Annotated in this window: 18 protein-coding genes; 11 read left to right on the forward strand and 7 right to left on the reverse strand. The window is 61.8% G+C overall.

The window, feature by feature from the left end; genetic code table 11:
• Nucleotides 1-122 precede the first annotated feature (122 nt).
• Nucleotides 123-1,169 (forward strand): hypothetical protein, encoded by a 1,047-nt coding sequence (locus SGJ19_05405; protein ID MDZ4779669.1) that lies wholly within the window; start codon nucleotides 123-125, stop codon nucleotides 1,167-1,169.
• A gap of 140 nt (nucleotides 1,170-1,309) precedes the next feature.
• Entirely contained in the window at nucleotides 1,310-2,722 is a 1,413-nt protein-coding gene (locus tag SGJ19_05410) for a hypothetical protein (protein ID MDZ4779670.1), read from the forward strand.
• A 211-nt stretch (nucleotides 2,723-2,933) separates the two neighbouring features.
• On the opposite strand, the gene mtaB is transcribed toward SGJ19_05410, so the two are convergent.
• Entirely contained in the window at nucleotides 2,934-4,208 is a 1,275-nt protein-coding gene (mtaB, locus tag SGJ19_05415; protein ID MDZ4779671.1) for a tRNA (N(6)-L-threonylcarbamoyladenosine(37)-C(2))-methylthiotransferase MtaB, read from the reverse strand.
• A gap of 169 nt (nucleotides 4,209-4,377) precedes the next feature.
• A complete protein-coding gene (locus SGJ19_05420; protein MDZ4779672.1) occupies nucleotides 4,378-4,803 on the reverse strand; it encodes an ATP-dependent Clp protease adaptor ClpS in 426 nt (141 codons plus the stop codon).
• A 43-nt stretch (nucleotides 4,804-4,846) separates the two neighbouring features.
• Between SGJ19_05420 and SGJ19_05425 the strand changes: the two genes are divergently transcribed.
• Both SGJ19_05425 and serS read left to right on the forward strand, forming a co-directional pair.
• A complete protein-coding gene (locus tag SGJ19_05425) occupies nucleotides 4,847-6,217 on the forward strand; it encodes a dipeptidase (GenBank protein MDZ4779673.1) in 1,371 nt (456 codons plus the stop codon).
• A gap of 333 nt (nucleotides 6,218-6,550) precedes the next feature.
• Nucleotides 6,551-7,837 carry a serine--tRNA ligase gene (serS, locus tag SGJ19_05430; GenBank protein MDZ4779674.1) on the forward strand — a complete coding sequence of 429 codons (1,287 nt, stop codon included), beginning with the start codon at nucleotides 6,551-6,553 and terminating at the stop codon, nucleotides 7,835-7,837.
• 119 nt (nucleotides 7,838-7,956) lie between these two features.
• On the opposite strand, the gene SGJ19_05435 is transcribed toward serS, so the two are convergent.
• Entirely contained in the window at nucleotides 7,957-8,154 is a 198-nt protein-coding gene (locus SGJ19_05435; GenBank protein MDZ4779675.1) for a hypothetical protein, read from the reverse strand.
• A 384-nt stretch (nucleotides 8,155-8,538) separates the two neighbouring features.
• On the opposite strand from SGJ19_05435, the gene SGJ19_05440 reads away from it, so the two are divergent.
• Nucleotides 8,539-9,174 carry a paraquat-inducible protein A gene (locus tag SGJ19_05440; protein ID MDZ4779676.1) on the forward strand — a complete coding sequence of 212 codons (636 nt, stop codon included), beginning with the start codon at nucleotides 8,539-8,541 and terminating at the stop codon, nucleotides 9,172-9,174.
• Between the two features lie 119 nt (nucleotides 9,175-9,293).
• Complete coding sequence (locus SGJ19_05445; protein ID MDZ4779677.1) at nucleotides 9,294-10,988, forward strand: thiamine pyrophosphate-binding protein; 1,695 nt, start codon at nucleotides 9,294-9,296, stop codon at nucleotides 10,986-10,988.
• Nucleotides 10,989-11,016: 28 nt separating this feature from the next.
• Here SGJ19_05445 and SGJ19_05450 read toward each other — a convergent pair whose 3' ends face one another.
• A complete protein-coding gene (locus SGJ19_05450; protein ID MDZ4779678.1) occupies nucleotides 11,017-13,362 on the reverse strand; it encodes a DUF4159 domain-containing protein in 2,346 nt (781 codons plus the stop codon).
• A 342-nt stretch (nucleotides 13,363-13,704) separates the two neighbouring features.
• Between SGJ19_05450 and SGJ19_05455 the strand changes: the two genes are divergently transcribed.
• From SGJ19_05455 to SGJ19_05475, 5 genes are all read left to right on the forward strand, one after another.
• Entirely contained in the window at nucleotides 13,705-14,661 is a 957-nt protein-coding gene (locus tag SGJ19_05455) for a MoxR family ATPase (protein MDZ4779679.1), read from the forward strand.
• Nucleotides 14,662-14,739: 78 nt separating this feature from the next.
• The gene (locus tag SGJ19_05460; GenBank protein MDZ4779680.1) at nucleotides 14,740-15,636 is read left to right on the forward strand and encodes a DUF58 domain-containing protein; all 897 of its coding nucleotides are present in this window, start codon (nucleotides 14,740-14,742) and stop codon (nucleotides 15,634-15,636) included.
• Nucleotides 15,637-15,847: 211 nt separating this feature from the next.
• A complete protein-coding gene (locus SGJ19_05465) occupies nucleotides 15,848-18,058 on the forward strand; it encodes a BatA domain-containing protein (GenBank protein ID MDZ4779681.1) in 2,211 nt (736 codons plus the stop codon).
• Nucleotides 18,059-18,218: 160 nt separating this feature from the next.
• Complete coding sequence (locus tag SGJ19_05470) at nucleotides 18,219-18,497, forward strand: RNA-binding protein (GenBank protein MDZ4779682.1); 279 nt, start codon at nucleotides 18,219-18,221, stop codon at nucleotides 18,495-18,497.
• Between the two features lie 122 nt (nucleotides 18,498-18,619).
• Nucleotides 18,620-19,189: a Clp protease N-terminal domain-containing protein gene (locus SGJ19_05475; GenBank protein ID MDZ4779683.1), complete on the forward strand. Its 570-nt coding sequence runs from the start codon at nucleotides 18,620-18,622 to the stop codon at nucleotides 19,187-19,189.
• A gap of 20 nt (nucleotides 19,190-19,209) precedes the next feature.
• Here SGJ19_05475 and SGJ19_05480 read toward each other — a convergent pair whose 3' ends face one another.
• The 3 genes from SGJ19_05480 to SGJ19_05490 all read right to left on the reverse strand — a co-directional run.
• Nucleotides 19,210-19,641 (reverse strand): acyl-CoA thioesterase, encoded by a 432-nt coding sequence (locus SGJ19_05480; protein ID MDZ4779684.1) that lies wholly within the window; start codon nucleotides 19,639-19,641, stop codon nucleotides 19,210-19,212.
• Between the two features lie 175 nt (nucleotides 19,642-19,816).
• The gene (locus SGJ19_05485; protein ID MDZ4779685.1) at nucleotides 19,817-23,593 is read right to left on the reverse strand and encodes a Calx-beta domain-containing protein; all 3,777 of its coding nucleotides are present in this window, start codon (nucleotides 23,591-23,593) and stop codon (nucleotides 19,817-19,819) included.
• A gap of 65 nt (nucleotides 23,594-23,658) precedes the next feature.
• Nucleotides 23,659-25,489 (reverse strand): GEVED domain-containing protein (locus tag SGJ19_05490; GenBank protein ID MDZ4779686.1); only part of this gene is annotated, 1,831 nt, incomplete at its 5' end.

The raw sequence follows: 25,489 nt of genomic DNA on the forward strand, positions 1-25,489 counted from the left end.
CGCGCAGTTGAATTCCGCTTACCGCGTTGTCGCTTCGCCGAGGGGGTTCTAGAATCGAGTGTAGCAAGTCCGCGGGCGTTGGCTTCGCGGAGCTGAACTGGTCCGACTGTAATGATTGCGCCATGCTTCAATTCCACGGTCGGCGTCCGACGCGCAACTACCTCGCCCGCCGCGAGCAATGGCGGTTGTTGACGTTGTTCGGCATGCTGGGACTGGTTCTCGTGCTGATGCGCTTTGCCGGCCGCGAGCAATCATGGACTTGGTTGTTCGGCGAAGAAGCGGCGGGACCTCCGTCCCAAGCTCCCACCGAGCCGGTCGACTCTGTGCTATCGAGCGCGCCGGCGACCGACGTTCCGGACGCGGTGAGGATGCAACGGCTCAGTAGCAACAAAGCCGTCACGCCGAAACACTTGCTACCCGGGCTGCCGCGAGAACTCTTTGCGAGCGTGGTGGACAACACCGTGCTGCGCGGCGGCGACGAGCATGAGGCCTTCTTTCAAACGCTCTCGGTACTGAGCAAGACCGATGAACAAGATGCAAGTTTGCCGCAGCCGCTCGACGTGAGCTTCGTGCAGTTGCATCGCCAACCGGAATCGTATCGCGGCGAGTGGGTCCGCGTGCGCGGCATTGCGCGCGGCGCATTCCCAGTTTTGTATCCCATGAATACATACGATGTCTCGTCTCTTTACCAACTGTGGTTGCAGCCGGAGGGACGCCCGGACGATTTGCTGGCGGTCAACTTACTCCAGTTGCCTCCCGGATTTCCGCAAGGAAAAAAGGTCCAGGCGGAAGTGACAATTGACGGCGTCTTCTTCAAAAGGTGGGCGTATCAGGCCCAAGATAGAAAGATCCGCACTGCGCCGTTGTTACTTGCGCGCACGGTGGTCTGGACGCCGCCAGCACCGACCGGTATCTCGGCCCCAGCGGAGTTCAGCCCGCTAGATATGGCGCTCGCGGCGTCGGCCGTGGCGCTGGTCATCGGCGCCGTAGTCTTCATCGTTCGCGGCGGTCAAGGCACAGGCGTATCGGCGAACACACCCGCGCCGGACTTTCACCAACTGGCCGAACAAGACGCCGGCAATGACGTCGCCCGCATGCTCTCGAATCTGCGCGAACGCGAACTCGCCGATGAAGCGCCGCCCAGTCCGTCGGCGGAGAATGCATCATGATGGCCGGTGCGCACGCTGGTCGGAGCAAGGTTCGGGCGCCACTGGAGGCTTGTCCGCCAGTGCCGGAGTTGGGCCCAACTGCGCGACCAGAACACTGGCGGACAAGCCGCCAGTGGCGCCCCACATCACACTTTCTGCTCGTGTACGTTTTTTTAGCGATGCTCTGCACCAGCGCGGCGCTCGCCGCCGACACCGAACCGCCGCCGCCGATCAGCGGCTCGCGCGAGATGTTTTCGCTCTACGGATTCGACGACAGCTACTTCGCCAAGCTGCCGGACGCCACGCCGTATGGCGACGATCAAACCGAGGCCATCTTGCGCGGGCTGATCGCCGTGCGCCGCTTCAGCCGTGTCGATCTCGCGCGCTGGCGTCACCCGGCCAGTGAACTTCCGGCCTGGCTCGCTACGCCGGAGGAACATTCCGGTGAGGTTGTCGAGCTACGGGGGCGCGTGAAGCGCGTGACCCGGATTCGACCAATTCCGGAGGTGGCGCGGCGATTCGAGCTGGACGTCTATTACCGTTGCGACGTGGAGCTCGCGAAGCCGGAAACCGAGGCGACTGTTTTTGCGTTGGCGATTCCGCGGGATTGGCTCGGCGAAAACGAGGATAGCCGAGAATGCGACCTGCGCTGCGGCGGTGCGACCGTATTTCTCAAACGGCAAGCGGCCGACGCCGCACACCCGGCGCCGCTGTTCATCGCGCAGCGCTTGGCCTGGTTCCCGGAGCAAGGCAACTTCGCCTCGCTCGGCAGCCTGGGCTTCGACGCCGGCCTGATTGACGGCGTGCGCGACAAAATCGCGCTTTCGCAATCGTCGGATTTGGAACGCGAAGCGTTCTACCAGATGCTCGACGCAGTCAGTCGCACGCAGCCGGGAGAACTCCACGCGGTCGCCACGACGGAACTCCGCACCGCGGCGCAACTCTGGAAGACCGATCTCGCCGCGCAGCGCAAGTCGGCCGACGCCGCACCGGAAAAACTGGCGGAATTGCAACGGCAACTCGATCGCGCCGCGGACGAGGCGGAGGACGTCGCGCCGTTGTTCAATACTCCCGAGGAATCGCGCGGCCGTCTGGTCACGCTGGTGGGCACGGCGCGACGGGCGATCGAAATCCGCGTTGACGACGTGGACATTCGCGAGCGGTTCGGTCTGGAGCATTACTACGAGATCGAACTGGTTACGCCCGACTCGCGCGGGAACCCGATCGCCTTTTGCGTGTTGGAACTGCCGCCAGGAATGCCGACCGGCGACGATCTCTACGAATCGATTCGCGCCACAGGCTTTTTCCTCAAGACCTGGAGCTTCCGCACCGCGCAATCCGCCGAGGCCGAACCCGGCACGGTGCGCAAGCAACTCGCGCCGCTGCTGATCGGCCGCGACGTCATGCGGCTAACCAACGAGGCAGCGCCGGATGAATCGCGAGGATTCACGGTCGCCATCGTGGCAGCATTCGTCGCGGGCGTCTTCGCCGTAGCCTGGTGGCTGCATCGCGACGCGGGCCGCAAGAAACCGCTGCCGGATCGGATTGCAATCCCGCCCGCAGAAAGCCCGTAGGGCGGGCCGCGCACGCAAGTTGGCGCGTTGTGTTGAGAATTCTAGCGCTGAGCGTGGGCGCACTGTTCTTGTTAGCTTGAGGCCCGCCGCGCGTAGGATGGCGGGCCTTACTGCTTCGAACACAACAGAGCTTGTCGTGGAGCCAAAACGTTTCAGAACAAATCGGCCGATGCGCGCACGGCCCGCCCTACGCCGCTACGGGCTAGTGGCGCTATTCCGCCGCGAGGATGCGATCCTCGCGCACCTCACCGGCGATGACATCGGCAAACTGCCGTCGCATCGCCACCGTTCCAGGCAACTCGACCGGCGCATACCGGCACGATGTGCCGACCATTCGCCCCGGTCGTTCTTTTACCGGCGATTCCACTAGCACGCGCAGTTGCCGGCCGATGAGTTGGTGGAAATAGCGCCGGCGCAAGTCGGCTTCGAGATTGGCGAGCTCGTTCACTCGGGCGGCTTTCACCTGTTCCGGAATCTGATTCGGCATCGTGGCCGCGTCCGTACCACGCCTGGCGCTGAACGGGAAGATGTGCAGCTTCGAGAAGCCGACCGTTTCAACGACGCGGCACGTGGCGGCGAAATCGGCGTCCGTCTCACCGGGGAAGCCGACGATCACGTCAGTCGTCAGCGCGGGGTGATCGAGCGCTTCGCGCACCATCAAGCAGCGATCGGTAAATCGCTGCGCGCCCCAACGGCGACGCATGCGTCGCAGTACGTCATCGGAGCCGCTTTGCATGGAGATATGCAAGTGCGGGCAGATGCGCTCTGAATGCACTTGCATGACGCCGATCAACTCACGCGTGACCTCGGTCGCTTCGATGCTGGAAAGCCGCATCCGGAAATCGCCGGGCAATCGCACCAACCGTTCCAACAGGTGCGAGAGCCGCGTCCAGGCGGATTTCGGCCGGTCCCGGTTCCATTCCACGCCGTAGTGGCCGAGATGAATGCCGGTGAGAATCAATTCGTGAAAACCGGCGTCGACCAATCGTCGGCATTCGTCCTCGATATGCTCCGGCGGGCGGCTGGCGAAATGCGGTCGCACCGTGGGGATGATGCAGAAACTGCAGTTTAGTAGGCAACCGTCTTGCACCTTCACATGCGCGCGCTGGCGACCGGAGAAATCGGAGATGCCCGTCGGCAGATCGACGACGCCGAATCGCGCGAACAGGTCCGGCAATTCACGTTTGTCGGGAATGACCTCGCTCACACCCGGCAGTGCCGCGACTTCCTCCGGCGCGCGCGTGGCGTAACAGCCCATCACGATGATTCGCGCGCCAGGGTTGCGCTTGGCGAGTTGCCGAATCGTCTGCCGGCTTTTGGCGTCCCCTTCGGCCGTGACCGTGCAGGTGTTCACCACACAGAGATCGGCCGGTTCGCCCTCGGCGGCGTCATGAAACCCTGCCCGGGCCAGCCCTTCGCGGACCAACTCCGTCTCGTACTGGTTGACCTTGCAACCCAGCGTCACCGTACGAAGTGTGGCAGGCATGAAATGAAACCGGCAAAGGGGACGAAAACAAAACTGCGCGGCCGCTCGCGGGGTGCCACTGGCGGCTTGCCCGCCAGTGCGGAATTGATTCGGCTTGCACACGCCACTCTGGCACTGGCGGACAAGCCGCCAGTGGCACGCACCGCTTTGTATTTTCTTGGAGGAGTGCCTAGTCGCCGTCGCCGGGGGCCGGCTCAATCGTGGAGCGCATCGCCCCGGTGCAGTTCGCAACCAGCCGGTCTTTCCCGTAGGCGTGAACCTGATCGCGCTTTAACTCCGCGTGTTCCATGGTAGTGGTGAACACAATCGCCCGGCCGGTTTTGTCCACTTCGCAGGCGAGCTTGTAACCGGTCTCCACGGGGTGCGCGAACAGATCGGCCAGCAGCAGAATCACGTATTCGTGCGTGTGTTCCTCGTCGTTCCAGAGGATCACGTTGTAACGGGGCTGCCGCTTGGGCTTCGTCTTCTTCTCGGGCTCCGGCAAGGCCACCGCTGGTTCTTCCTCGACAACGGCCGCGGTCGATTCCTCGGACATAGCGTGCATCTCCCCAGCCTGGTGCGTCACCGCCGCATGGTCGAAATCCAGTATAGCCATTATATTACGCTCCGTCTGGCAGCAAAACGCGAGGGAGCCCACGATGAGCGACGTCGATCAATACTTGCAGCAACACGGCCCCCGCTTCGAGGAGGAGCTGTGCGACCTGCTGCGCATCCCCAGTGTAAGTGCCGACAGCAGCCATAAGGCCGACGTGCGCCGGGCCGGGGAATGGGTCGCCGGGCAGTTTCGCGGCCTGGGGTTCAAGACCGAAATCTGCGAGACGCCGGGGCACCCGATCGTGTATGCCGAGAGCCTTGGCGTGCCGGGCGCACCGACCGTGCTGGTTTACGGGCACTACGACGTCCAGCCGCCGGACCCGTTGAACGAGTGGAAGACCCCGCCGTTCGAGCCGACGCGGCGCGACGGCAACCTCTACGCCCGCGGCGCGACCGACGATAAAGGGCAGATGTTTACGCACATCAAAAATGCCGAAGCCTGGATCAAAACGGCTGGCAAGTTGCCGATCAACGTGAAGTATTTGATCGAGGGCGAAGAGGAGGTCGGCAGCGAACATCTGGAACACTTCATCGCCACGAACAAAGACCGCCTGAAAAGCGACGTCGTCGTCATTAGCGACACCAGCCAATTCGCGGCGGGCGTCCCGGCCATCACCTACGGCCTGCGCGGCATCGCGTACTTCGAATTGAAACTCACCGGCCCGAAACAAGACCTGCACTCCGGCTCCTTCGGCGGCGCGGTGACCAATCCGGCGATCGCGCTCTCGAAAATGCTCGCCGCGCTCATCGATGCCGACGGCCGCATTCAAGTGCCGGGTTTCTACGACGACGTGACGCCGCTCACCGACGAGGAGCGCAAACAATTCGCCGCGTTGCCGTTCGATGAGGCCGGCTTCAAGAAACAGATCGGCGTCGACGCCGTCACCGGCGAGCAAGGCTTCACGACGCAAGAGCGCAAAAGCGCTCGCCCCACGTTCGATATCAACGGGCTGACCAGCGGTTATCAAGGCGAAGGCGCCAAGACGGTTCTGCCAGCCCGCGCGAGCGCGAAGTTCAGCTTCCGCCTGGTGCCGAAGCAAGACCCGAAGAAAATCCAAGCCGCGTTGGAAGCACAACTGAAAAAGCTCTGCCCGCCAGGCATTCGCCTCGAACTGGTCAGCCACCACGGTGCGCCAGGCGTGGTGGTGCCGCTCGACAGTCCGTATGTCGCGGCCGCCGCCCGCGCGATCGAACATGGCTTCGGCCGCGCGCCGGTCTACATGCGCGAGGGGGGGTCGATCCCGGTCGTCTCCACATTCCGGCAACAACTCGGCGTCGACACGCTGCTCCTCGGCTGGGGCCTCGACGACGACAACACCCACAGCCCCAACGAAAAATTCTGCCTCGCGGATTTCCATCGTGGCATCCGCACGAGTGCTCACCTGTGGAAGGAACTGGCGGCGGTGAAGGCTTAGGATTCACCACGGAGGCACGGAGACACGGAAGGAGAGAGGAGAGTGGTAGGTCAGGCACCCCGGCGGAAGACAAAAAGCAGCGCGTCGAATTCAACCGAAGCAACGTCCGGAGTCGATGCCGGCAATTTGCCTGATGGGAAAGGACGTCGACGGGGTGTCTTTGTTGTGGCACGGTCTCCCGACCGTTCCACCGGCCCGACCGAAGGTCTCCAGTACCGCGCGCTACCGAGCCCGTCGTGGCACGGTCGGGAGACCGTGCCACAACAATTGCTAACGATGCAATCGTCGCATCAAAAACTGAACACTGAACACTGAAAACTTCCAACTAAACCTATGCTCGACCGCCGCTTCATCGTTGAAAATGCCGCTCTCGTCAAGGAAAACTGCTTGCGCCGCGGCGCGAAGGTCGATGTCGATCGGCTCGTCGCGCTGGATGGCGAACGGCGGTTGGCGCAAACGCAGGTCGATGAGTTAAACCGCAAGGCCAACGAGGTCTCGAAGTCCATCGGCCAGACCAAGGACGCGGCGGAGCGCGAAGCCCGCAAGGAAGAAGGGCGGAAGCTGCGCGAAGCGGTGTCGGCGGCACAGATGTCGCTGGAACAGTTCGAAGTCGACATTGACGCGATCCAGCGCGCGATTCCGAATCTCTCTCATCCCGCGGCGCCGATCGGCGGCGACGATACGGCCAATCTGGAAATTCGCCGCGGCCAGCACGCCCCGCGCAAATTCGAATTTAAGCCGCTCGACCACGTCGAGCTGGGTGAGAAGCTGCAACTGTTCGATTTTGAGGCCGGTGCGAAAGTGGCCGGGCATGGCTTTTACTTCCTCAAGAACGAGGCCGTGCTGCTGGAACTCGCGTTGCAGCATTACGCGGTCAGCTTGCTGATGAGGGAAGGCTTCACGCCGATGATCACGCCGGACCTCGCGCGCAACGAAGTGCTGCAAGGGACCGGCTACATTCCGCGCGGGCCGGAGACGCAAATCTACAGTATCGCCGACAGCGACCTCAGCCTCGTCGCCACGGCCGAAATCACGCTCGGCGGGTTGCTGGCCGACGAAATCCTCGACCCTGCGCAGTTGCCGATCAAACTTTGCGGCATCAGCCATTGCTACCGCACGGAAGCCGGCGCCCACGGACGCGCCACGCGCGGGTTGTACCGCGTACATCAGTTCACCAAGGTCGAGATGTTCGCCTTCACACTGCCGGAACAAAGCGATGCGACGCTCGATTACTTCTGCGCACTCGAAGGCAAAATCTTCGACGGCCTCGGCATCCCCTTCCGCGTCGTCGACACCGCCACCGGCGACCTGGGCGGCCCGGCCTACCGCAAGTTCGACCTGGAAGCCTGGATGCCCGGCCGCGGCGAACAGGGCGAATACGGCGAAGTCACTAGCACCAGCAACTGCACGGATTACCAGGCCCGCCGCCTCGGCATCCGCTACCGCCCGCCAGGTGAAAAAGGCACCCGCTTCGTCCACACGCTCAACGGCACGGCCGTGGCCATCAGCCGCGCGATGATTGCGGTGCTGGAAAACTATCAGCAAGCGGACGGCTCGATCATTGTGCCAGAGCCGCTGCGGGCGTTGGTGGGGAAGGATAAGATCGCGCCGCACGTCTAAGCCACTCGAAAAAAGAGAGAGCCTAGTTCGTCGCCACGGCACAGTCTCCTTTCGCTCCGCGAAAGGTCCGGCGCCTTTCGCGGAGCGAAAGGAGACGGTGTATTTCGCACACTTCGGCGTTACTCCACATCCTCGAAATGCAGCCGGTCGGCCCCGTGCCATAGCGGCAGCCCGCGCCGTACGCGGTCGGCGAGGATGTCGATTTTTTCTGACGAGCCGGGCAAGGCGACCGTCGACGGGAATTCTTTCACGTCGACGTGACGCGGTTCGAAATCCCAAACGCCTTGCTTAATGGCTTCCAAGACCGACTCTGGCATGGCTCGCGCTCCTGCGTGCAATTGACCGGTTATCATCGGGCTTTGAAGTCACGAGTATTTGGGTCTTGCGAGCAAATGTCAAGTTTTTTCTCAACATGAAGCGGCACAATCAGTTCCGCAAGCGCGCCTGGTGCAAACCCTGTCGCCGAATCGGGAATTGCATTCCAATTACACGGAAAACTCACCGGCGAACAATACTTTCCGGAGTCTGTAGAATAGAAGCGTGGGTCCGATAGTTTACCACGGGTGGCCGACCGGTACGGTTGGTAAGTTTGAAGTTTTCAGTTTTCAGTGAGGCATCGGATTCCACACACTGAATACTGAAAACTTCAAACTTCCTCCTCTCCGCAGTGAAATCCTACCAGCCGCCGCTGCTCCCTGAAAATGAGCATTAGCTCCGAACAACTCGTCGGCTGCCCCGCTTGCGGAATGGTCCACGCCATCTCCGCGCAGCCGCGGCGCGGTTGTGCGCTCTGCACGCGTTGCGGAGCGAAACTATGGTCCGCCCGGCGCGCGACGCGGATGCGCACGCGCACGGCCGCCTTCGCGTTGGCTGGATTGATTCTGTTTGTGCCCGCGGTTACCTGGCCGATTCTCAAGATCGAACGGCTCGGTCATGTGCGCGAGGACCATCTTGTCGGCGGCGTGATGGCGCTCTTGCGCGAAGGACATCTCTTCGTCGGGCTGGTCGTCCTGGTCTTTTCGCTGATCGTGCCCCCCGCCAAGCTCTCCGCCATGCTCTGGCTCGCTACTGGCGCGCCAGGCGGCGCACGGCATCACCAGGCCATGGCGCACCGCGTGGTCGATTGGCTCGGCCGCTGGGGCATGCTCGATGTCCTGCTGGTCGCCGTGCTGGTGGCCTTTGTCAAACTCGGCGACGTCATCGAAATTCAGGCCGGCCCTGGCTTGATCGCGTTCGGTCTCTGCGTGCTGGCTAGTTTGGCGGCCAGCCTGGCGTTCGATCCACACGAAATGTGGCGCGGTACAGAGAATGACGAATGTCGAAATCCGAATGACTGAATGTCGAATGAATTCGGATCTGTGCCAACTCATTCGTCATTCAAGCATTCGTCATTCTTTCGACATTCGGATTTAGAAATTCGTCATTCATTCCGCGACCGCGCTGTTACACTGGCCCCATGCGCACCACCGGAATCCAAGCCTTTCTTGACATGCTGCACGCGGCGGGCGTGCGGTACATTTTCGGCAATCCCGGCACCACCGAGTTGCCGCTGAACGATGCGCTTGTCGCCGATCGGCGGATTCAATACATCCTCGGCTTGCAGGAAGTGCCCGTGATGGGCATGGCCGACGGGTATGCCATGGCCTCCGGGCAACTCGGCGTCGTGAACCTGCACATCAGTTGCGGGCTCGGCAACGCGATGGGCATGCTCTACAACGCTCATCGCGAAGGGACGCCGCTACTCGTAACCGCAGGGCAGCAAGATCGACGCTTGCGGTTTGAGGAACCAATTCTTACCTCGGACATGGTGAGCGTCGCGCGGCCTTGGACGAAATGGTCCGCCGAAGTGGATCGCGTCGAAGATCTGCCCAGCGCGTTGAGGCGCGCGATCCAAGTCGCGCTCACGCCACCGACCGGACCGGTGTTTCTTTCGATTCCTATCGACGTGCAACGCGAAGAAGCGGAATTGGACGTCACTGTACCGGCGCGACTGGATGCGCGGGTGCGTCCGCCGCTGGAAGCGTTGCGCCGTGCGGCCGAAGTATTGGCGGCAGCGAAATGCCCGGGCATTCTCGCCGGCAGCCGCGTAGTCGAACGCAGCGCGACGCAAGAACTGGTGGCGATCGCCGAACGCCTCGGTGCGCCGGCGATTTCGGAATCCGGCACCACGCACGGCCGACTCGGCTTCCCGGCCGATCACCCACTCTATGGCCAATGTCTGCCGCTCTGGTCGCCCGAGGTACGGGAACGTCTCGCCGAATTCGACGTCCTGCTCGTCTGCGGCATGGATTTGCTCCGCCAGTACGTCTATCACGAACCCTCACGAGCAATCCCCGAACACATCCGCCTCATTCACCTCGACGAAGACCCTTGGCAGATTGGCAAGAATTACCCCGTGGACGTCGGCCTGTTGGGCGACACGAAATCCGGGCTTGCGGAACTCGATGCGCTTTTGGCGTCGGCGATGAATGAATCACAGGTCGCGCAAGCACAGTCGCGGCGAAGATCGCGCGAAGAAAAGCACGCTGCTCAGCGCCTGAAGTTGAAAGCCGAGTTCGACGGGCAGCTCGATGCACGTCCGTTGACGCCGCTCGCCATGATGGGCAGCATCGCGCGGGTTCTGCCCGAGAACGTGGCCGTGGTTGAAGAGGCGGTCACGACGACGAACACGTATCTGGAGCGGCTCGGCGCGCATCGCAATACGACCGGCTACTTTGCCCATCGCGGCTGGGCGCTCGGTTGGGGCCTCGGCTGCGCCATCGGCGCGAAACTCGCCTGGCCGGAACGCCCGGTGCTTGCGATTCTGGGCGAAGGGGCCGCGATGTACGGCATCCAAGGCCTGTGGAGTGCCGCGCATCACCGCATCCCTGTTACGTTCGTGATCGCCAACAACGCGCAGTACCAGATTCTCAAAGTCGGCGCTCGCGGTTTGCAGTTGCCGCACGCGCTCGCCGGCAAATACGAGTCGCTAGAAATCACCGAGCCGGAAATCGATCTGGTGTCGCTGGCGAAATCGCTGGGCGTCGACGCGGAACGCATCACGGAGCCGGATCAACTCAGCGCTGCGCTCGAAAAATCATGGCACAGCGACCGGCCGAGGCTGATCGACGTCCCGATTACCAGGACGTCGCCGCCCAGGATGGAGTATTAGGGGAACGACGAACGTCGAAATCCTCCCCTCACCGTTGCATCGCGTACATGATGAGATTCAGCCCGATCTTCGCCGCGTCTTCGCGGGTGTAGCCTTCGCACTCCAGCGAGTCGTGTTTTTCCAGGGCGCAACTCAGATCGTAGCGCGAGAACAGCACGGCGTAGCGTTCGTCGATCTGCAGGCCGTCCAGGCGTGGCGGCGTCGTGATCAAATCGACCGTGGCCGGGCGGTCGCTCCCGGCGGCGCGGCTGGCGGGACGACGGAGCGTGACTTGCGGGAGTTCGAAGCCGCCGTAGGTGCCGGTGAACATGTCGTGATCGCCCGGAATCGGTTGCAGTGCGTGCTCGGGGAAGATCGCCCGCATTTCGGCCTCGAACGATGCGGCAAACGCCTCGCTGGCGCAGACGCTGTTGGCAATCAGCACGCCGCCGCGTTCCAGGAATGAGCGCAGCTGTTGCCGCTCTTCCTCTTTCAGTTGAAACTGATTGCGGCCATGCATGAACAGGATTGGAAAGTTGTAGAGCTTGGGATCGCTCAAGCTGACTTCGCGCTGATCAGTGCTCACGCGGACGCCCGATTTTTGCGAGACGAACCGCAACAAGTTCGAGAGCGCCCCGGGCGCGACGTCGTGTCCGCCGGCGTGGATCAGGTTCGGCAAGCGCAGCGTGCCGCGTTCACCGGCATCGGCTGGGCCGTCGCCGATGACGACGGAAGGAATCTCGTCCTTAAATTTCAATTCGCGTCCCGTGGCGTAGGCCAGCACGTTGATGCCGATGGAATTCGCCGCGGCGATTTGTTTCCTGACCGTCTCGTCGTATTCGTCTTGTCGCTCCGGCCGGTCGAGTTCCCAATAGCACGACAGGTTCTCAGGGCAATAGACGACGCTGGTGCGGCAACCGAAATCGATGCCCCACAGCGGCCGCACGTGTTCCGGGTCAACGCGTTCCTCGGCGCTCCAGATCGAGTGCGTCGGCGGTAACAGGCGAAGGCGATACTCCTCCTCCGGGAACATCCGCTCCATCATGCCGCGGAAACCGGCGTCGAATTCTTTTCCTTCGCAGCAAGCCTCGGCGAAGATGAACCCGCCCGCTTCGATATAGCGCCGCAGTCGTTCGATCTGCGGCTGGGATAGTTCCGGGGCCTCGCGTCCGGAGATGTAAATCACCGGCGACTGCAGCAGGTCGTCGACGGAGGCCTTCTCGGCATTGACCACTTGCCAGGTGAGATCGCGCCGCCATTGTTTTTCCACGTAACTGGTCAAATGCGCGGCGTCGCGGCGGTGGTTGTTCCAGTCGCTGTTCGGCTCGTGCTCCAGCTTCGACATCAGCACCGGCCGCCGTCCCTTGGACAAGAACAGCAAAGCGAGGCTCGTGGCGATGACCTCATCGCTTTCCACGCGCGTCGGATCGTCCCGCTGCCAGGAGCCGCCGCCGACCTTGTTCTGATGCTCGATCAGAAACTTGGCGCCTTCGCGATACCAGTCGTGGTCACCGATGTGTCGCCGGGCCGTCAACCGTCCGACGCGTTCGACGCCATATAAATAGTACAGCAGCCACTTGTTGTTCAATTCGCCGGCATTCGAATCGACCTGAAAATTGCGCGCCAGCCAGGCTACGGCCCGTTCGATCGCATCGTCGTTGGTCTGATTGCCGCAACACTGCACGTTGTTGCCGTTCACCGCGGCGTCACCGGCGTTGACTTCGCCGGACGTAATTACCAGCGCGCCGATCCCTGCGCACGTCATGCTGGCCGTGCCGGGCAACGTTTCGCCCTTCATGTAACTGAACGAGCCGTCCGGCAACTGCGCGGCCATCCAGTAGTCATAGGCGCGCTTCCACGTCTGCTGTTTTACCGAGACGCCGATTCGTTCGGCTTCATAGAGGGCCAGCAGCGCAAACTGCGAGTTGCTGTTGTCCCCCGGGCCAGCCGGATAACCCCAGGCGCCTTTGCGCTCGCCGCCGGCAATCTGTTGCTGTTCGAGGAAGCGGACATTCTCCTGCACGGACAGGATGTCCTTCTTCGGCTCGGCCGCGCAGAAGACCATAGTCTGCAGTGACACCGCATAGGTTTGCCGCGGGCGCAGTGTGCGCAAATGACGAAGCGCCGCGGCAACGGCCGGATCGTCGCTCTTCAGGCCGCAACTCAACAGGGCCAACGTTGCGAGCGCCGTTTTCGCTCCGGTCTGCCCGCCGTATTCCGACCAGCTTCCGTTGGGCGCCTGCACGCTTTTCAGAAAGCGGACGCCGCGGTCGATCGATTCGCTCACCGCGGTGGGATCGAGGTCTTTGTCCGGGGCTTGCGCCCAGAGTGTCCTGGCTGGCGTCAACAGGACCGCCACAGCCGTTACGGCACCGATGATCCCGCGAAACGTCATGATCGGCCTCCTAGCGCGGCATCGTTCGAGGGGGAACTCCTTTATCTTACGCCCCGCGTAGGGCGTCCTCAATGCAATCTACTGGAAAGCGATCGGATTCGAACAAGCCCAGGGAAGGCCCTCGCAGACTGTCCATCTGGCCGAGACTGCGGTGGCCTTCCCTGGGCTTAGCGGTGACAGCGAACTTGAATCGTCGAATGCCAGCCAACCGCGAAACAGTTGCTAGAATTAGAGGTCGAATCCGTCGTTCTCCCGTTGGGCTTCCCAGGAACACCTCCCTTGGCCACCAAATCCCGCAGTCTCGGCGACGTCCTGCAGGAGTTCAGCTTGCACCGGCAACTGATGCAGCAGGAACTGCAAAAGGTCATTATCGGCCAGAACGAGGTGATCGAGCAGTTGTTCGCCGCCATCTTCACGCGCGGGCATTGCCTGCTGGAAGGCGTGCCGGGGCTCGCCAAGACGTTGATGGTGAGCACGCTGGCCAAGATTCTCGATATCCAGTTCAAACGCATCCAGTTCACGCCCGACTTGATGCCGTCCGACATCACCGGCACGAATGTGCTGGATGAAGACGAGCACGGCCGACGGAATTTCCGTTTCGTCGAAGGGCCGATCTTTACGAACATCCTGTTGGCGGACGAAATCAACCGCACGCCCCCTAAAACGCAGGCCGCGCTGCTGCAGGCGATGCAGGAACGCGAAGTGTCCGTCGGCCAGACGACGTACGAGTTGCCCGACCCGTTTTTTACGATCGCCACGCAAAACCCGATCGAGCAGGAAGGGACCTATCCGCTGCCGGAAGCGCAGCTCGACCGGTTCATGTTTAATATCAAGGTCGACTACCCCTCGCTGGATGAGGAAGAGCGCATCCTGGCCGCGACGACGCGAGGGGAAAAGCCAGAGATTCGCAAAGTCCTCTCCGGCAAGGCGATCGTCAATCTGCAAAAGCTGGTCAGCAGCGTGGCGGTGAGCGAGTACATCATCAAGTACGCGTCACGGTTGGTCCGCGCCACGCGTCCCAAAGACGACAGCGCACCGAAGTTCATCCGCGAACTGGTCGATTGGGGCGCCGGTCCCCGCGCCGGCCAGTTCCTGATTCACGGCGGCAAGGCGCTGGCGGCAATGGAAGGCCGGTTCTCGGTCGCCATCGAAGACGTGCAGAAAATCGCCATCCCCGTGCTGCGCCACCGCATCAGCACGAATTTCCAGGCCCAGGCGGAAGGACTGTCCAACGACGAGGTCATCAAGCGCCTGGTGAAAGAGATCCCGACGCCGGAGATTCCAAAGTTTGAAAGGTAGTTAAATGATGAATGCAGAATGATGAATGGTTGCCTCCGAACATTCATCATTCATCATTCTGCATTCATCATTCCCCCCATGTCCACCGCCGAAAGTTATCTCAAGCCTGAAGTCATCCGCCAGATTGGCCGGTTGGATTTGCGCGCGCAGTTTATTGTGAAGGGGTTGTTTCAGGGCTTGCATGCGAGTCCCTTTCACGGGTTTTCCGTGGAGTTCAGCGAACATCGCAAGTACACGGCTGGCGACAACCCACAGGAAATCGATTGGCTGGTTTACGCCAAGACCGACAAGTACTACATCAAGAAGTTCGAGGCGGAGACCAACATCACCGGCTATCTGGTGATGGACCTGAGCCGCTCGATGGCCTACACGTACCGCCAGGAGCTGACGAAGTTCGACTACGCTATCTGCCTCGCCGCGGCGCTGGCCTATTTGATGGTCCACCAGCAGGACCCCGTCGGTTTGGTGACCTTCGACGAAAAAATCCGCAGCAGCTTGCCGCCGCGTTCCAAACGGACGCAGTTGGGCAACATCCTCTCTCTCCTGTCGCGACTGAAACCGTCGGGCAAGACCGAGGTCGCCAAGAGCATCACACAACTCGCCGCCATGCTCCGGCATCGCAGCCTGGTGATGTTGTTTTCCGACTTGCTCGACGAGCCGGAGCCGATCATCCAGGCCCTGCGCCGGTTGCATCACGGCGGGCACGACGTGATCGTGTTTCACATCCTCGACGAGGCTGAGGTCGCCTTTCCATTCGACGGGCTGATTGAATTCGAAGAGCCGGAATCGCTGGATCGCCTGCAAGTCGACGCGGCCGGATACCGGCGCGATTACCTGGAAGAACTGAAAAGCTTCCGCGACTTGTACAAACGCGAATGCTTCAAAAGCCGCATCGACTACGTCCCCATCGACACCAGCATGCCGTTTGATAAGGCGCTGGTGGAGTATCTGAATAGTCGTCGGATGCGGTTCTAACGGAAGGTCTAAATTCTAGATTTGAATGTCGAATCAAATTTGAAATTCAAATAACGAACTGGCACTTACCGTGTAGCGTTGCTACCTCGCAGATAGGCCATTCTTTCTCGCAACATTCGACATTTCTGCATTCGACTTTGATTCGTCATTCAGATTTAGAACTTCGACATTCCCTATCAGCCTCATTCCATCGCGGTACTCCCTAATCCCCATGGGTTTCCTTCACCTGGCATTACTCGGCGGGACGCTGCTGGCTGCGGCGCCGGTGATATTGCATTTGGTGATGCGGCAGCAACCGAAGCTGCTGGAATTCCCAGCGTTGCGGTTTATCCAACAGCGGCGCGAATCGAATCGCCGCCGGATGCGATTGCGCCACTGGCTGCTCTTGGCGCTGCGCGTGGCGGCCATCGTGCTGTTGGCCGCCGGGCTGGCGCGGCCGTTTGTGCGGACTTCGAGCGCTTGGATTGGCGATCGCGAGGCGCCGGTGGCCGCGGCGCTGGTGTTCGATACCTCGGCGCGGATGCAGTATCGCCAGCAGAATCAGACGCGCCTGGAGCAAGCCCAGGAGATCGGCGAATGGCTGTTGCGGCAGTTGCCGGATGAAAGCCAGGCGGCCGTGCTCGATTCCCGGCCGGGGCCACCGTCGTTTCAAGTGGATTTGGCCGCCGCGCAACAACGCGTTGCGCGCTTAGAAGTATCGGGCGTAACGCGCGGCGTGCCGGAGACGATTGAGGCGGCCGTGGAATTGCTTTCCCGCAGCGAACTGGAACGCAAAGAGATCTATTTGTTCACCGACCTGACGCAGGCTGCCTTTCCGACGGAGTCGCTGGCGACCGCTCGCAAGGCCGTGGAATCGCTCCCCGGCGCGGCGATCTATGTGATCGACGTTGGCGCCACGGCGCCGCAGGATTTTGCGCTCGGCCCGTTGGAACTGAACGCCGAGCGATTGCCGATCAATAAGCCATTGCGGCTAGGCGTCGAATTGCGCGCCGTGGGCGACGGCGGCGAACGCACCGTGGAATCGTATGTCCGCGACGTCACCGGCAAGCTGCAATTGCGCGGGCGGCAATCCGCTTCGGTCACTGCGGGCGGCGCGTCGCGGATGGAATTTCTGCTCAGCGGCTTGCCTACTGGCGTGCATCAGGGAGAGGTCCGCATCGCCGGCGCCGACGCCTTGTCCGCCAACGATGTGCGGTATTTCACCGCGGAAATTCGTCCGGCGCAACGGGTGCTGATCGCCACGGCGCCACCGGCGTTCGAAGACCGGGCGTTGATGTTGAGCGAGGCGCTTGCGCCCACGACGATGCGCGAGAATGGCAGTGCGCCGTTTACTTGCGATGTCGTCTCCACCGAAGCGCTCGGCGAGATCCAATCGGAGGCGCTCGAAGGATACGCCGCCGTATTGTTGAATGATCCTCACGCCATGTCCGCGCCCGCCTGGCAGCGATTGCATGCGTATGCATTTGGCGGAGGCGGGATCGGCGTCTTCGTCGGTCCGTCGGCCGATCCGCTCGCCGAGTTCAATAGCGACGCGGCGCTCGATCTGCTGCCGGGTCGACTCGTGCGGCAGGCCCGTTACCCGGACGGCGACCTGTATCTCGCGCCGAACGTGTTCGAACATCCGTTGCTGGCGCCGTTTCGCTTGCGCGGCGGCTCGCTGCCTTGGATCGATTTTCCGGTCTTCCGGTACTGGCAATGGGAGATCGCCGCGAAAGACGTCAGCACGCTGATTCCATTCTCGAATGGCCAACCGGCGCTCTTGGAACGCATCATCGGCGACGGGCGAGTGTTGGCGCTTTCCACTCCCATTTCGCAGTCGCGTGAAGAATACGAGCACGACGACACGCGTTGGAACTACGGCGCCGCGCCGTTGCCGTCGTTCGTGCTGGTCAATGAAATCGCGCTCTATCTCAGCGGCAATGCCGATGCGCATGTCAACTATCTCGCCGGGCAGGACGCCGTGTTGCGGTTGCCGGCCGGCGCGAAAGTGGACACCGCATTGCTGACTACGCCGCGCGGCGAGCAATTCCGCGTGAATGCCAATCAGGCGGATCGGAATATCGCCATCGCCTCGGTGGAATATCCAGGGCATTTCCGTGCGAATGCCGGCGGCGAGGGCGCAAGCCTCGACCTCGGCTTCAGCGTGAATCTGGCCCCTGGTGATACCGAGTTGGTGCGGGCGGATCCGGAAGTGCTCAAGGGCTTATTCGGCGAGTCACCATTTCGACTCGCGCGCAGCCGCGACCAGATCAATCGCGAGTTGAGCCTCGGGCGCGTGGGGCGCGAGTTGTTTCCGTATCTCGCGATGCTCGTGGCCCTGATTCTCGGCATTGAGCAAGTGTTCGCGAATCGCTTCTATCGCGATCGCGCCGCCGTGAAGGAATTGCAGCCGACGCGGCCCGTCGAAGCCAGCGTCGCCTAGCGACTTTTCATCGCAATTTCCCTGGCAATCGCGCACCGGCGACGCTAGTTTGACGGTGTATTGGTGATGTCACCTATAGACAGTAGTTTGCATATCCGCCTATTTTTGCGTGGCGTTCCGCCGGAGCGCCGTTGGGCTATTTGTTTCGAGGACGTGGGACGTGTCTTTCAAAATCTATGCGGGTAATCTGCCCTGGCTAGTAACGGATCAATCGCTACGAGAGATATTCGAACCTTTCGGCGCCGTCCTGTCGGCGGAAGTTGTCATCGATCGCCGGAATGGTCGCGCCCGCGGCTTCGGGTTCGTGCGGATGGAGTCGGCGGACGTTGCCCAGAACGCGATTGCCGCACTTCACGGTATGAATTGGCACGATCGTCCGATTCGCGTCGCACCGGCGAAAGACTCGGTGGACGACCCACCGGCCACTCCGGCTAGTTGAATGCCTTTGGCAGGGCGGTAAAGTAGCGCGGTGAATTGATCTTCGGGCCGCGATCAGGATAATGGGCAGCGAGAGCGCTGATCGCGGAACCCGTCTCCTCTTCGCCCGCCCGAGCCACGCTCATGTACGAACGCTTCACGCCCCGCGCGCGTTGGGTCATGGAACAGGCCGGCCATGTGGCCAAACGCATGGAGCACGATTACATCGGCACGGAACATGTGCTGCTGGCGCTCCTCCAAGAGCGGCACGGTCACGCCCAACGCGTGTTCAAGCAACTGCTCACGGACTTGAAAAAAGTCGGTAAGGAAACGGAAAAACTGGCCGAGCGCGGTTCGCACAACATGGCGATCGGCAAGCTCCGGCAAACCTCGCACGTCAAAAACGTCGTGAAATGCGCTCAAGACGAGGCCCATGCCAGGCAATTGCCGCTAGTCGGCACGGCGATGGTGCTGCTAGGGTTACTTCAGGAAGAGGACGGCATCGCCGCGATGGTGCTCACGCAAAACAAGGTCACGCACCGCGGCGTCGGCTCGATCCTACAGACCATGTCCAGGTCCCACGTCGATCTGGCGAAGGAAGACAACGTCGCCGCCGGTTCGCTGCTCAAACAGCCATGGGCAATCGGCGCAATCGCTGTTGTGGCCGCGCTGGTTTTGATCGCTGGCGTGGGGAAGGCACTTGGTTGGTGGTAGCGGGCGATCGATGGTTCATCTCAAGTCGCTTCCGGCGGTCCGTCCGGAGCTACTTCAAAGGCCGCGAGGACGCGCGGGTGGATCCGCGTCGGCAACCGTGTGGCAAGATCGACGAACGCCCATTCGGTCGCCGCGGTGGCGAGCACCTTTCCATCACTAGCGCGCCGCATTTCATACCGACGAACCGAGCTGGCGCGTCGAAAAGACGCGACCCAGGTGAGCACGACGACTTCTTCCGCCGCGAACGCCGGCCGCAAGTACTCGATCTGATGCGAGCGCACGACGAATACCGCACCAAGCTCTTCGTACGCCTTAGAATCCCAGCTCTGCGCCGTGGAATGCGCCACGGCGGCGTCGAGCATCCAACGCAGATAGACCAGGTTGTTCGCGTGCCCGAGGCGATCGATTTCGTCCGGCTGCACCGTAAGGCGATGGGAATAAATGGCGGGCATACGTTCGCTAAGCTAGCGAATGCGGCCTCGCGACGCCAGTTGCCTGATGCGGGCTTGAGAGGTAATTAGCCCGTAGCGCAATCCCAGAGGAATCGACGTCGGTGAGAGCTTCTGCATCTAGCTCTGATCGACGTCCACTCTCCCTCGCTGGCGCTACGGGCTGGTGATGTACTGCTTACAGTACATCCAGCAGGAACTCGTCCTCGATGGCCAGGTCGTTGGCCGAAGCGTCTACGACATCGAACGACAGCGAGATATCGAGGCTGCCGCCGCCGACGCGGAGGAAGTAATTGCTGCCGAGCGAGCCTGACGCCTGCAGCGCGGCGAAGCCGGACGGCGTCGTCGTGGCGATCACGTGCATTTGGGCGTCGTACAACGTCATGTAGACCGGCCGCGACGTATTCGACGTGGCTTGCACATTGAACAAGCTGAAGCCGCGGTCGAAGGAGAACCACATGTCGCCGGCCGAAACGCTCAGTCCGGTGATCAGGCCGTCCGTCGGCGCCGAGCCCAGGAACAACCGCTTGACCAGGAACTGTGAACGCAGCCCGCCTTCGCCGAAGTTGTTCCCGAACCCGTCGATGGATTCGCCCAATTCGATGTGGAACTCGTCGTTGAAACTGAGGCCGCCCTGCGTGCCGATGGCGTCGAGGCCGTCCGCGTAGAAGCCTGGCTGCACTTCGCGAATGATGTACCGCCCCGGCTGCAACCCCGGGAAGGTATATGACCCGTCTGGGCCGGTGATGGTCGACTGGAACACGGGCACTTGCAAGGCGACTCCCTGCAAGTCGATGAACACGTTCGCCAGGCCAGTTTCGCCAGCGTCCTTGACGCCGTTGTTGTTGCTGTCGAAGTAGGCATACCCGGAGAGACTGCCCGGCGAGATTTCGTCGTCCAGGATGGTCCCGACGCCGACCGCTTTGCCAATCAACACGTTCGTCGCGTTGCCGAGTACCATTTGGAAGGTCTCATTCGGCTCGTCGACCAGATCGCCATTGATCCGCACGGAGATGGTCTTCACCAAATCTCCCGGAGCGAAATCGAGGGTGCCGGACGTGGGGACGAAATCAATGCCGCTCGTGGCCGATTCGCCGATGGTGGAGTATCCGATGCTGATCGGAATCTCCGACAGCTTTGACAGCGTGACGGTAAAGACAGCGGTCGTTTCGCCAGCGTTGCCTTCGACGATTTCGATGTCATTGATGTTCGCCGTCGGGGGCGTGGCTAGAATCGTGCCGACGCCCTCGGCGTCGGCGATCGGCACGCCGGTGGCGCTCGTCAATCGCAGCGTGAACGTTTCATCGTCTTCATCGACCGTGTCGGCTGCGATCGGAATGCGAATTTCTTGGGTCAAAGCCCCTTCGGCGTCGAAGGTGATCGAGCCGGTAGTCGCGGCGTAATCGTCCGGCGCGATCGCCGTGCCATCCAACGTGGTGAAATTGACAACCACGTCGGTCAACGTGGTGTTCGAAAGCGTGACGGTAAAGACCGCTTCTCCACCTTCGACCACCGTGGCGTCGCTCACCGACACGCTCGGCGGCGGACCGATCTGCAGTACCGTGCCGACATACAACACCTGGCTCGGATCGATGGGATCGTCAATTCCGTAAACCAACACTTGGTTCACATCGACGTCGGCCGGATCAGCCACGAACCGCGCCACGCCGTTGGCCAGCGCCGTGAACTGCGTCCGGAACAACAGTTGTTCGTCCGGACCCAGGGGATCAATGCCGTCCAGCGCGCCCGCTTCGTCAATCAGGCCGGGTGTGCTGAAATCGCCCTTCTTGCCGTTGCCGTACTTCTCACCGAACTGGATTTCCTCAAACGTGCCGGCCTGCACGAGCAACTGTGGAAAAAACATGTCCAAATAGGCCTGAAACACGCCTTGGGCGTTCTCGCGGCGATCTTGCACATAGACTTCAACGAAGAAGTTTTCTCCCACCAAGGCATTGGTAGTCGGAGCGCCGTTCGTATCGGTGGCTGCAAAGCGGATGCGCACCAGGTCGCTCGGCGGGTCGAGGATTGTGCCGATGCCCTGGGCGTCGGCGATCGTGCCGGCCGATGGATTCGCCAGGTTGACAGCGAAAGTTTCGCCGGCGTCGGCGATGGCGTCGCTCAGAATCGGTACCAGGATGGTCTTGCTGGTTTCGCCCGGCAGGAAATTTACCGTGCCGGTTGTGGCGGTGAAGTCGATCCCCGCCGTGGCGGTTTGGGCGAGGGTTGCATAGTCCACGTTGATTTGCACGCCCGCCGGCGCGGAGAGGGTCACGGTGAACGCCGCGTTCAGCGTGATATTGTGCCCTTCATTGGCGGTGGTGTCCGCAATGCTGATTGCCGGCGCCGTGTCGTCGTTGGTGATCGTGCCGACGCCGGTCCCGTCTTGAATCAACACGCCCACGCCGCCGCTGAGCGTGACGTTGAAGTTCTCGTTGTCTTCGAACAGCGTCTCGCCAACGATCGGCACGCTGATGGTCTTGCTCGTTTCACCCGCGGCGAACACGACTTCGCCATTCGTGGCGGTGAAGTCCGCGCCCGTTAAGGCGGTGCCGCTGCTGGTGGCGAAATTGACGCGTACTTCGGAGTCGCTCGCTTCCGCCAAGGTCACCGTGAACACTGCGTTGACCGTGCCGGCGTTGCCTTCGGCGATCGAAACGTCGTTGATGTTGACGGCGACGGGCGGAATCTCGTTGTCGATGATCGTACCGGCGCCGATCGCTTTGGTCACCGTGGCGTTGGTGACGTTCGTCAGATTGACAGTGAACGTCTCCGTCCCTTCTTGTGCCAGATCGCCGATGATCGGCACGCTGATGGTGATCGACTGCTCGCCTGTTTGGAACGTGAGCGTGCCAGACAGCGGGTTGAAGTCCTGGCCTGAAGTCGCGGTGCCGTTCACGGTGGCGAAATCCATCGTTACCGGCAACGTCGGCGGCGCCGACAGCGAGACGGTGAACACCATTTGCTGCGTACCGTTGTCCCCTTCGGTGATCGTTTGATCGTCGATGCTGGCCGACGGGAACTCGCCGACGAGAAGAATCGTGTTGACGAATTCGACTTCGGATGACGGTACGGGAGTGTCCGAGCCAAATACGAGAATGTCGTAACCATCGGTGTCGGCGGATTCAAGCGTGAACGTCGCCAGGCCGCCAGCGTCCGCATGGAACGGCAGAGTGAATTGCAGACGTTCCGTCGGCCCCAACGGGTTGAAAATGTCGGTTGCCGCGGAACCAATCTCATTGACCAAGCCGAGCGTGGAAGTATTGCCGTCGAAGAACGTGCGGTAAAGCGGATCAAACGTCGTTGCCGAAATCGTGCCTTCGGCCGAAGCGACCGCCTGGTTGTACAGGATGTCCATGTAGGCGCTGAAGACGCCTTCGGCGTTTTCCCGCAGATCCTGCACGTAGCCGCGAATCTGGAAATCGGAATCGACGGGCGTCGTGGTGATGACGTTGCCGGCCACGTCCGTGGCTTCCAGGCGAATCCGCACTTGCTCGCCAGCCGCGGCGTTGATCTTGTTGATCACGCGCAGCGCGTCGATCGGCGCGAGCCGGCCGTCGCCGTTGACGTCGATGTAGTTCGCCTTCTGATCCGCCAACGGCTGCACACCGTGCGGAACAACCGTGCCACCACCGCCGATCGGAATGCCGAACCCGGGCGTGGGGGGCAACTGCCGAGGACCGCCGTCGTTCAATGCGTTGATGACGCGCAAGGCGTCGAGCGCCGTGATCCGCGTATCGCCGTTGACGTCCAATGGCTGCAGCGGATTCCGCCAGGAATCGAAGATCAGCGGCGCGTTATTGCCGCCGACGCCCGGGCCAACGCCGACGGCGGCCAGCAGCGAGCGCTCTTCGAGTTGTTCCACACCGGCAAAACGGCGTCCAGCAGCCGAACGGCCTTGCAGCGTTCCGAACGGGCAACGTGCCCGAGCGGACTTCCGAATCAATTGCTTCTTCATGGTGTTCTTGCGCTAGGATGCCAGTTGCCTAGGTGGGCCCCAATCGCCCGGAGGCGAGGTGTCAATCAAAGCCAACGTTTCGAGTGCTTCTTTTCCACGATGGTCTCACGTGCCGAACTTGTCCAGTCTTGAGTTTCATGAATCCAGAGACTGGCCAATTCGTCCGCGTGCGCCGCAGAGCGGGGACGTCCCGCGGCGATCTCCTCCGTCAGTGTGTCGTCCGCCCAGACGTCGTCAGAAACGGCCACGCCGACCGCCTGATCGTCGTCGTCGAAGTCCGCCGCGAACAGGCTGTCCACGGCCAGCTCGGCTTCCGGAGCGCTGTTCGCGACCGACAACGTCGTCGGCAGGAACGCCCCGGCAAAGGCCGGCGTGATGACGTTCGCATCCGTCGTCGCGGCGACGACTTGAGAACTGGTGAACGACGAAGGCGTCGGAGTCGGCGTTTGGATGCCTTGTGACTCCTGTGCCCGCGCCGCGGCCGTGCGACGGTTGATCTCGTTGATCACCTGCAACACGTCCAACGCCGTGAGCCGATTGTCGCCCGTCGGATCGTAATACGGAGGCTGCGACGTGGTGACCGGAATGGGCAGATTCACCGGGCCGCCGTTGGCGTTGAGCCGGTTGATCAGCACCAAAGCGTCCAGGCCGCTGACAATCCCGTCGTTGTTAACGTCGAACGCGTTTGCCGGATTCTTGTACGGGTTTTCCAGCACGACCAGCGAGCTGAACCCAAAGGCCGGCGGAACCGGCGTGTCGCTACCGTAGAGTTGTGTCGTATGCGTCGGAGCATCGGCCGCGTCGGTTGTCAGGTCGACCACCGATCCGACCGCCGCGTTCGTCTTGATACGTCCGCGGACCGAGAACAGCAGTTGCCTGTCGGTCCCGGTGGGATTCGCGCCAACGCCGCCCGCCTCGTCCACGATGCCGGCGGCGACATTGATCGTTCCCGCGAGCGACGTGGTGAAGGTCGGCCCGTACTTGAGGGACGCCGCGATGAATTCCAGCGTGTTGGAACTGGCGACCAGATCCGCGAATGCCGCTCGTACGCCGCCGCCGGAGGCCAGCAGCCGTTGGTCGTCGACATAGACGTTGATCTGAACTTCGCTGCCCGGACCGACGCCATAGCGGCCGTCAATGTCCTTGCCGAGTTCTTTGCCTTCCGGACTGGTGACCACGATCGAGTAGGCCGCGGCCGACGCGATATCGATCTGGTAATCTTCCACCTCGCCGTCCTGAGCCAGTCCGGTGGGGTTCAACCCGCCAGCAGTGCTGAAGCGGAACCGGGCGAAGGTCTCGCCGGTCACGGCATCCACCGGCACGTTGATCGTCAGCAGGTTGTTGCCCTTGATGACGGAGCGGTTCGTGAACACCTTTTCGCCGGCGTCGTTCCAATCGCCATCGCGATTGAAGTCAACCCAGGCGTCGAGCTTGCCAGCGACCGAGGCGTTGACCACGACCGACGTGGCTTGCCCCGCGAACAACTGGCTGGCGAACTGCACGCCGTCGTCGATATCGCCGGTGGCGCCGCTGCTCGGTTGCCCGTCGTTGTCGGACGTCACGCCGGCGCCTAGGAAGACGGTCGGCGACAACACGTGGACCGCGCCTTGGCTGGCGATCACCGTTGGGTAATCCGGATCCGGAGCGTCGCCGAAGTCGGCGGTCGCCAGATTCACCAGGAAGCTCGTCTCGCCCTGCAGATTGTTCGGCTTGATCGTGTTCCCGGCGATGTCCTGGATGCCGCCGCCCACGCTGTTGTTGACGGTGATCGTATAGCTGCTGCCGCTAGTCCAGATGCCCTGTGCGGCCGTGAAGCGGGCAATGTTGTTCAGCGAGTCGTAGCTGAAGAAGTAGTCCACGCCCTCGGTCAACAAGGCGCCGTCCCGCCGCAGCAGG

It is taken from the genome of Planctomycetia bacterium (assembly GCA_034440135.1).
Taxonomy (GTDB): domain Bacteria; phylum Planctomycetota; class Planctomycetia; order Pirellulales; family JALHLM01; genus JALHLM01.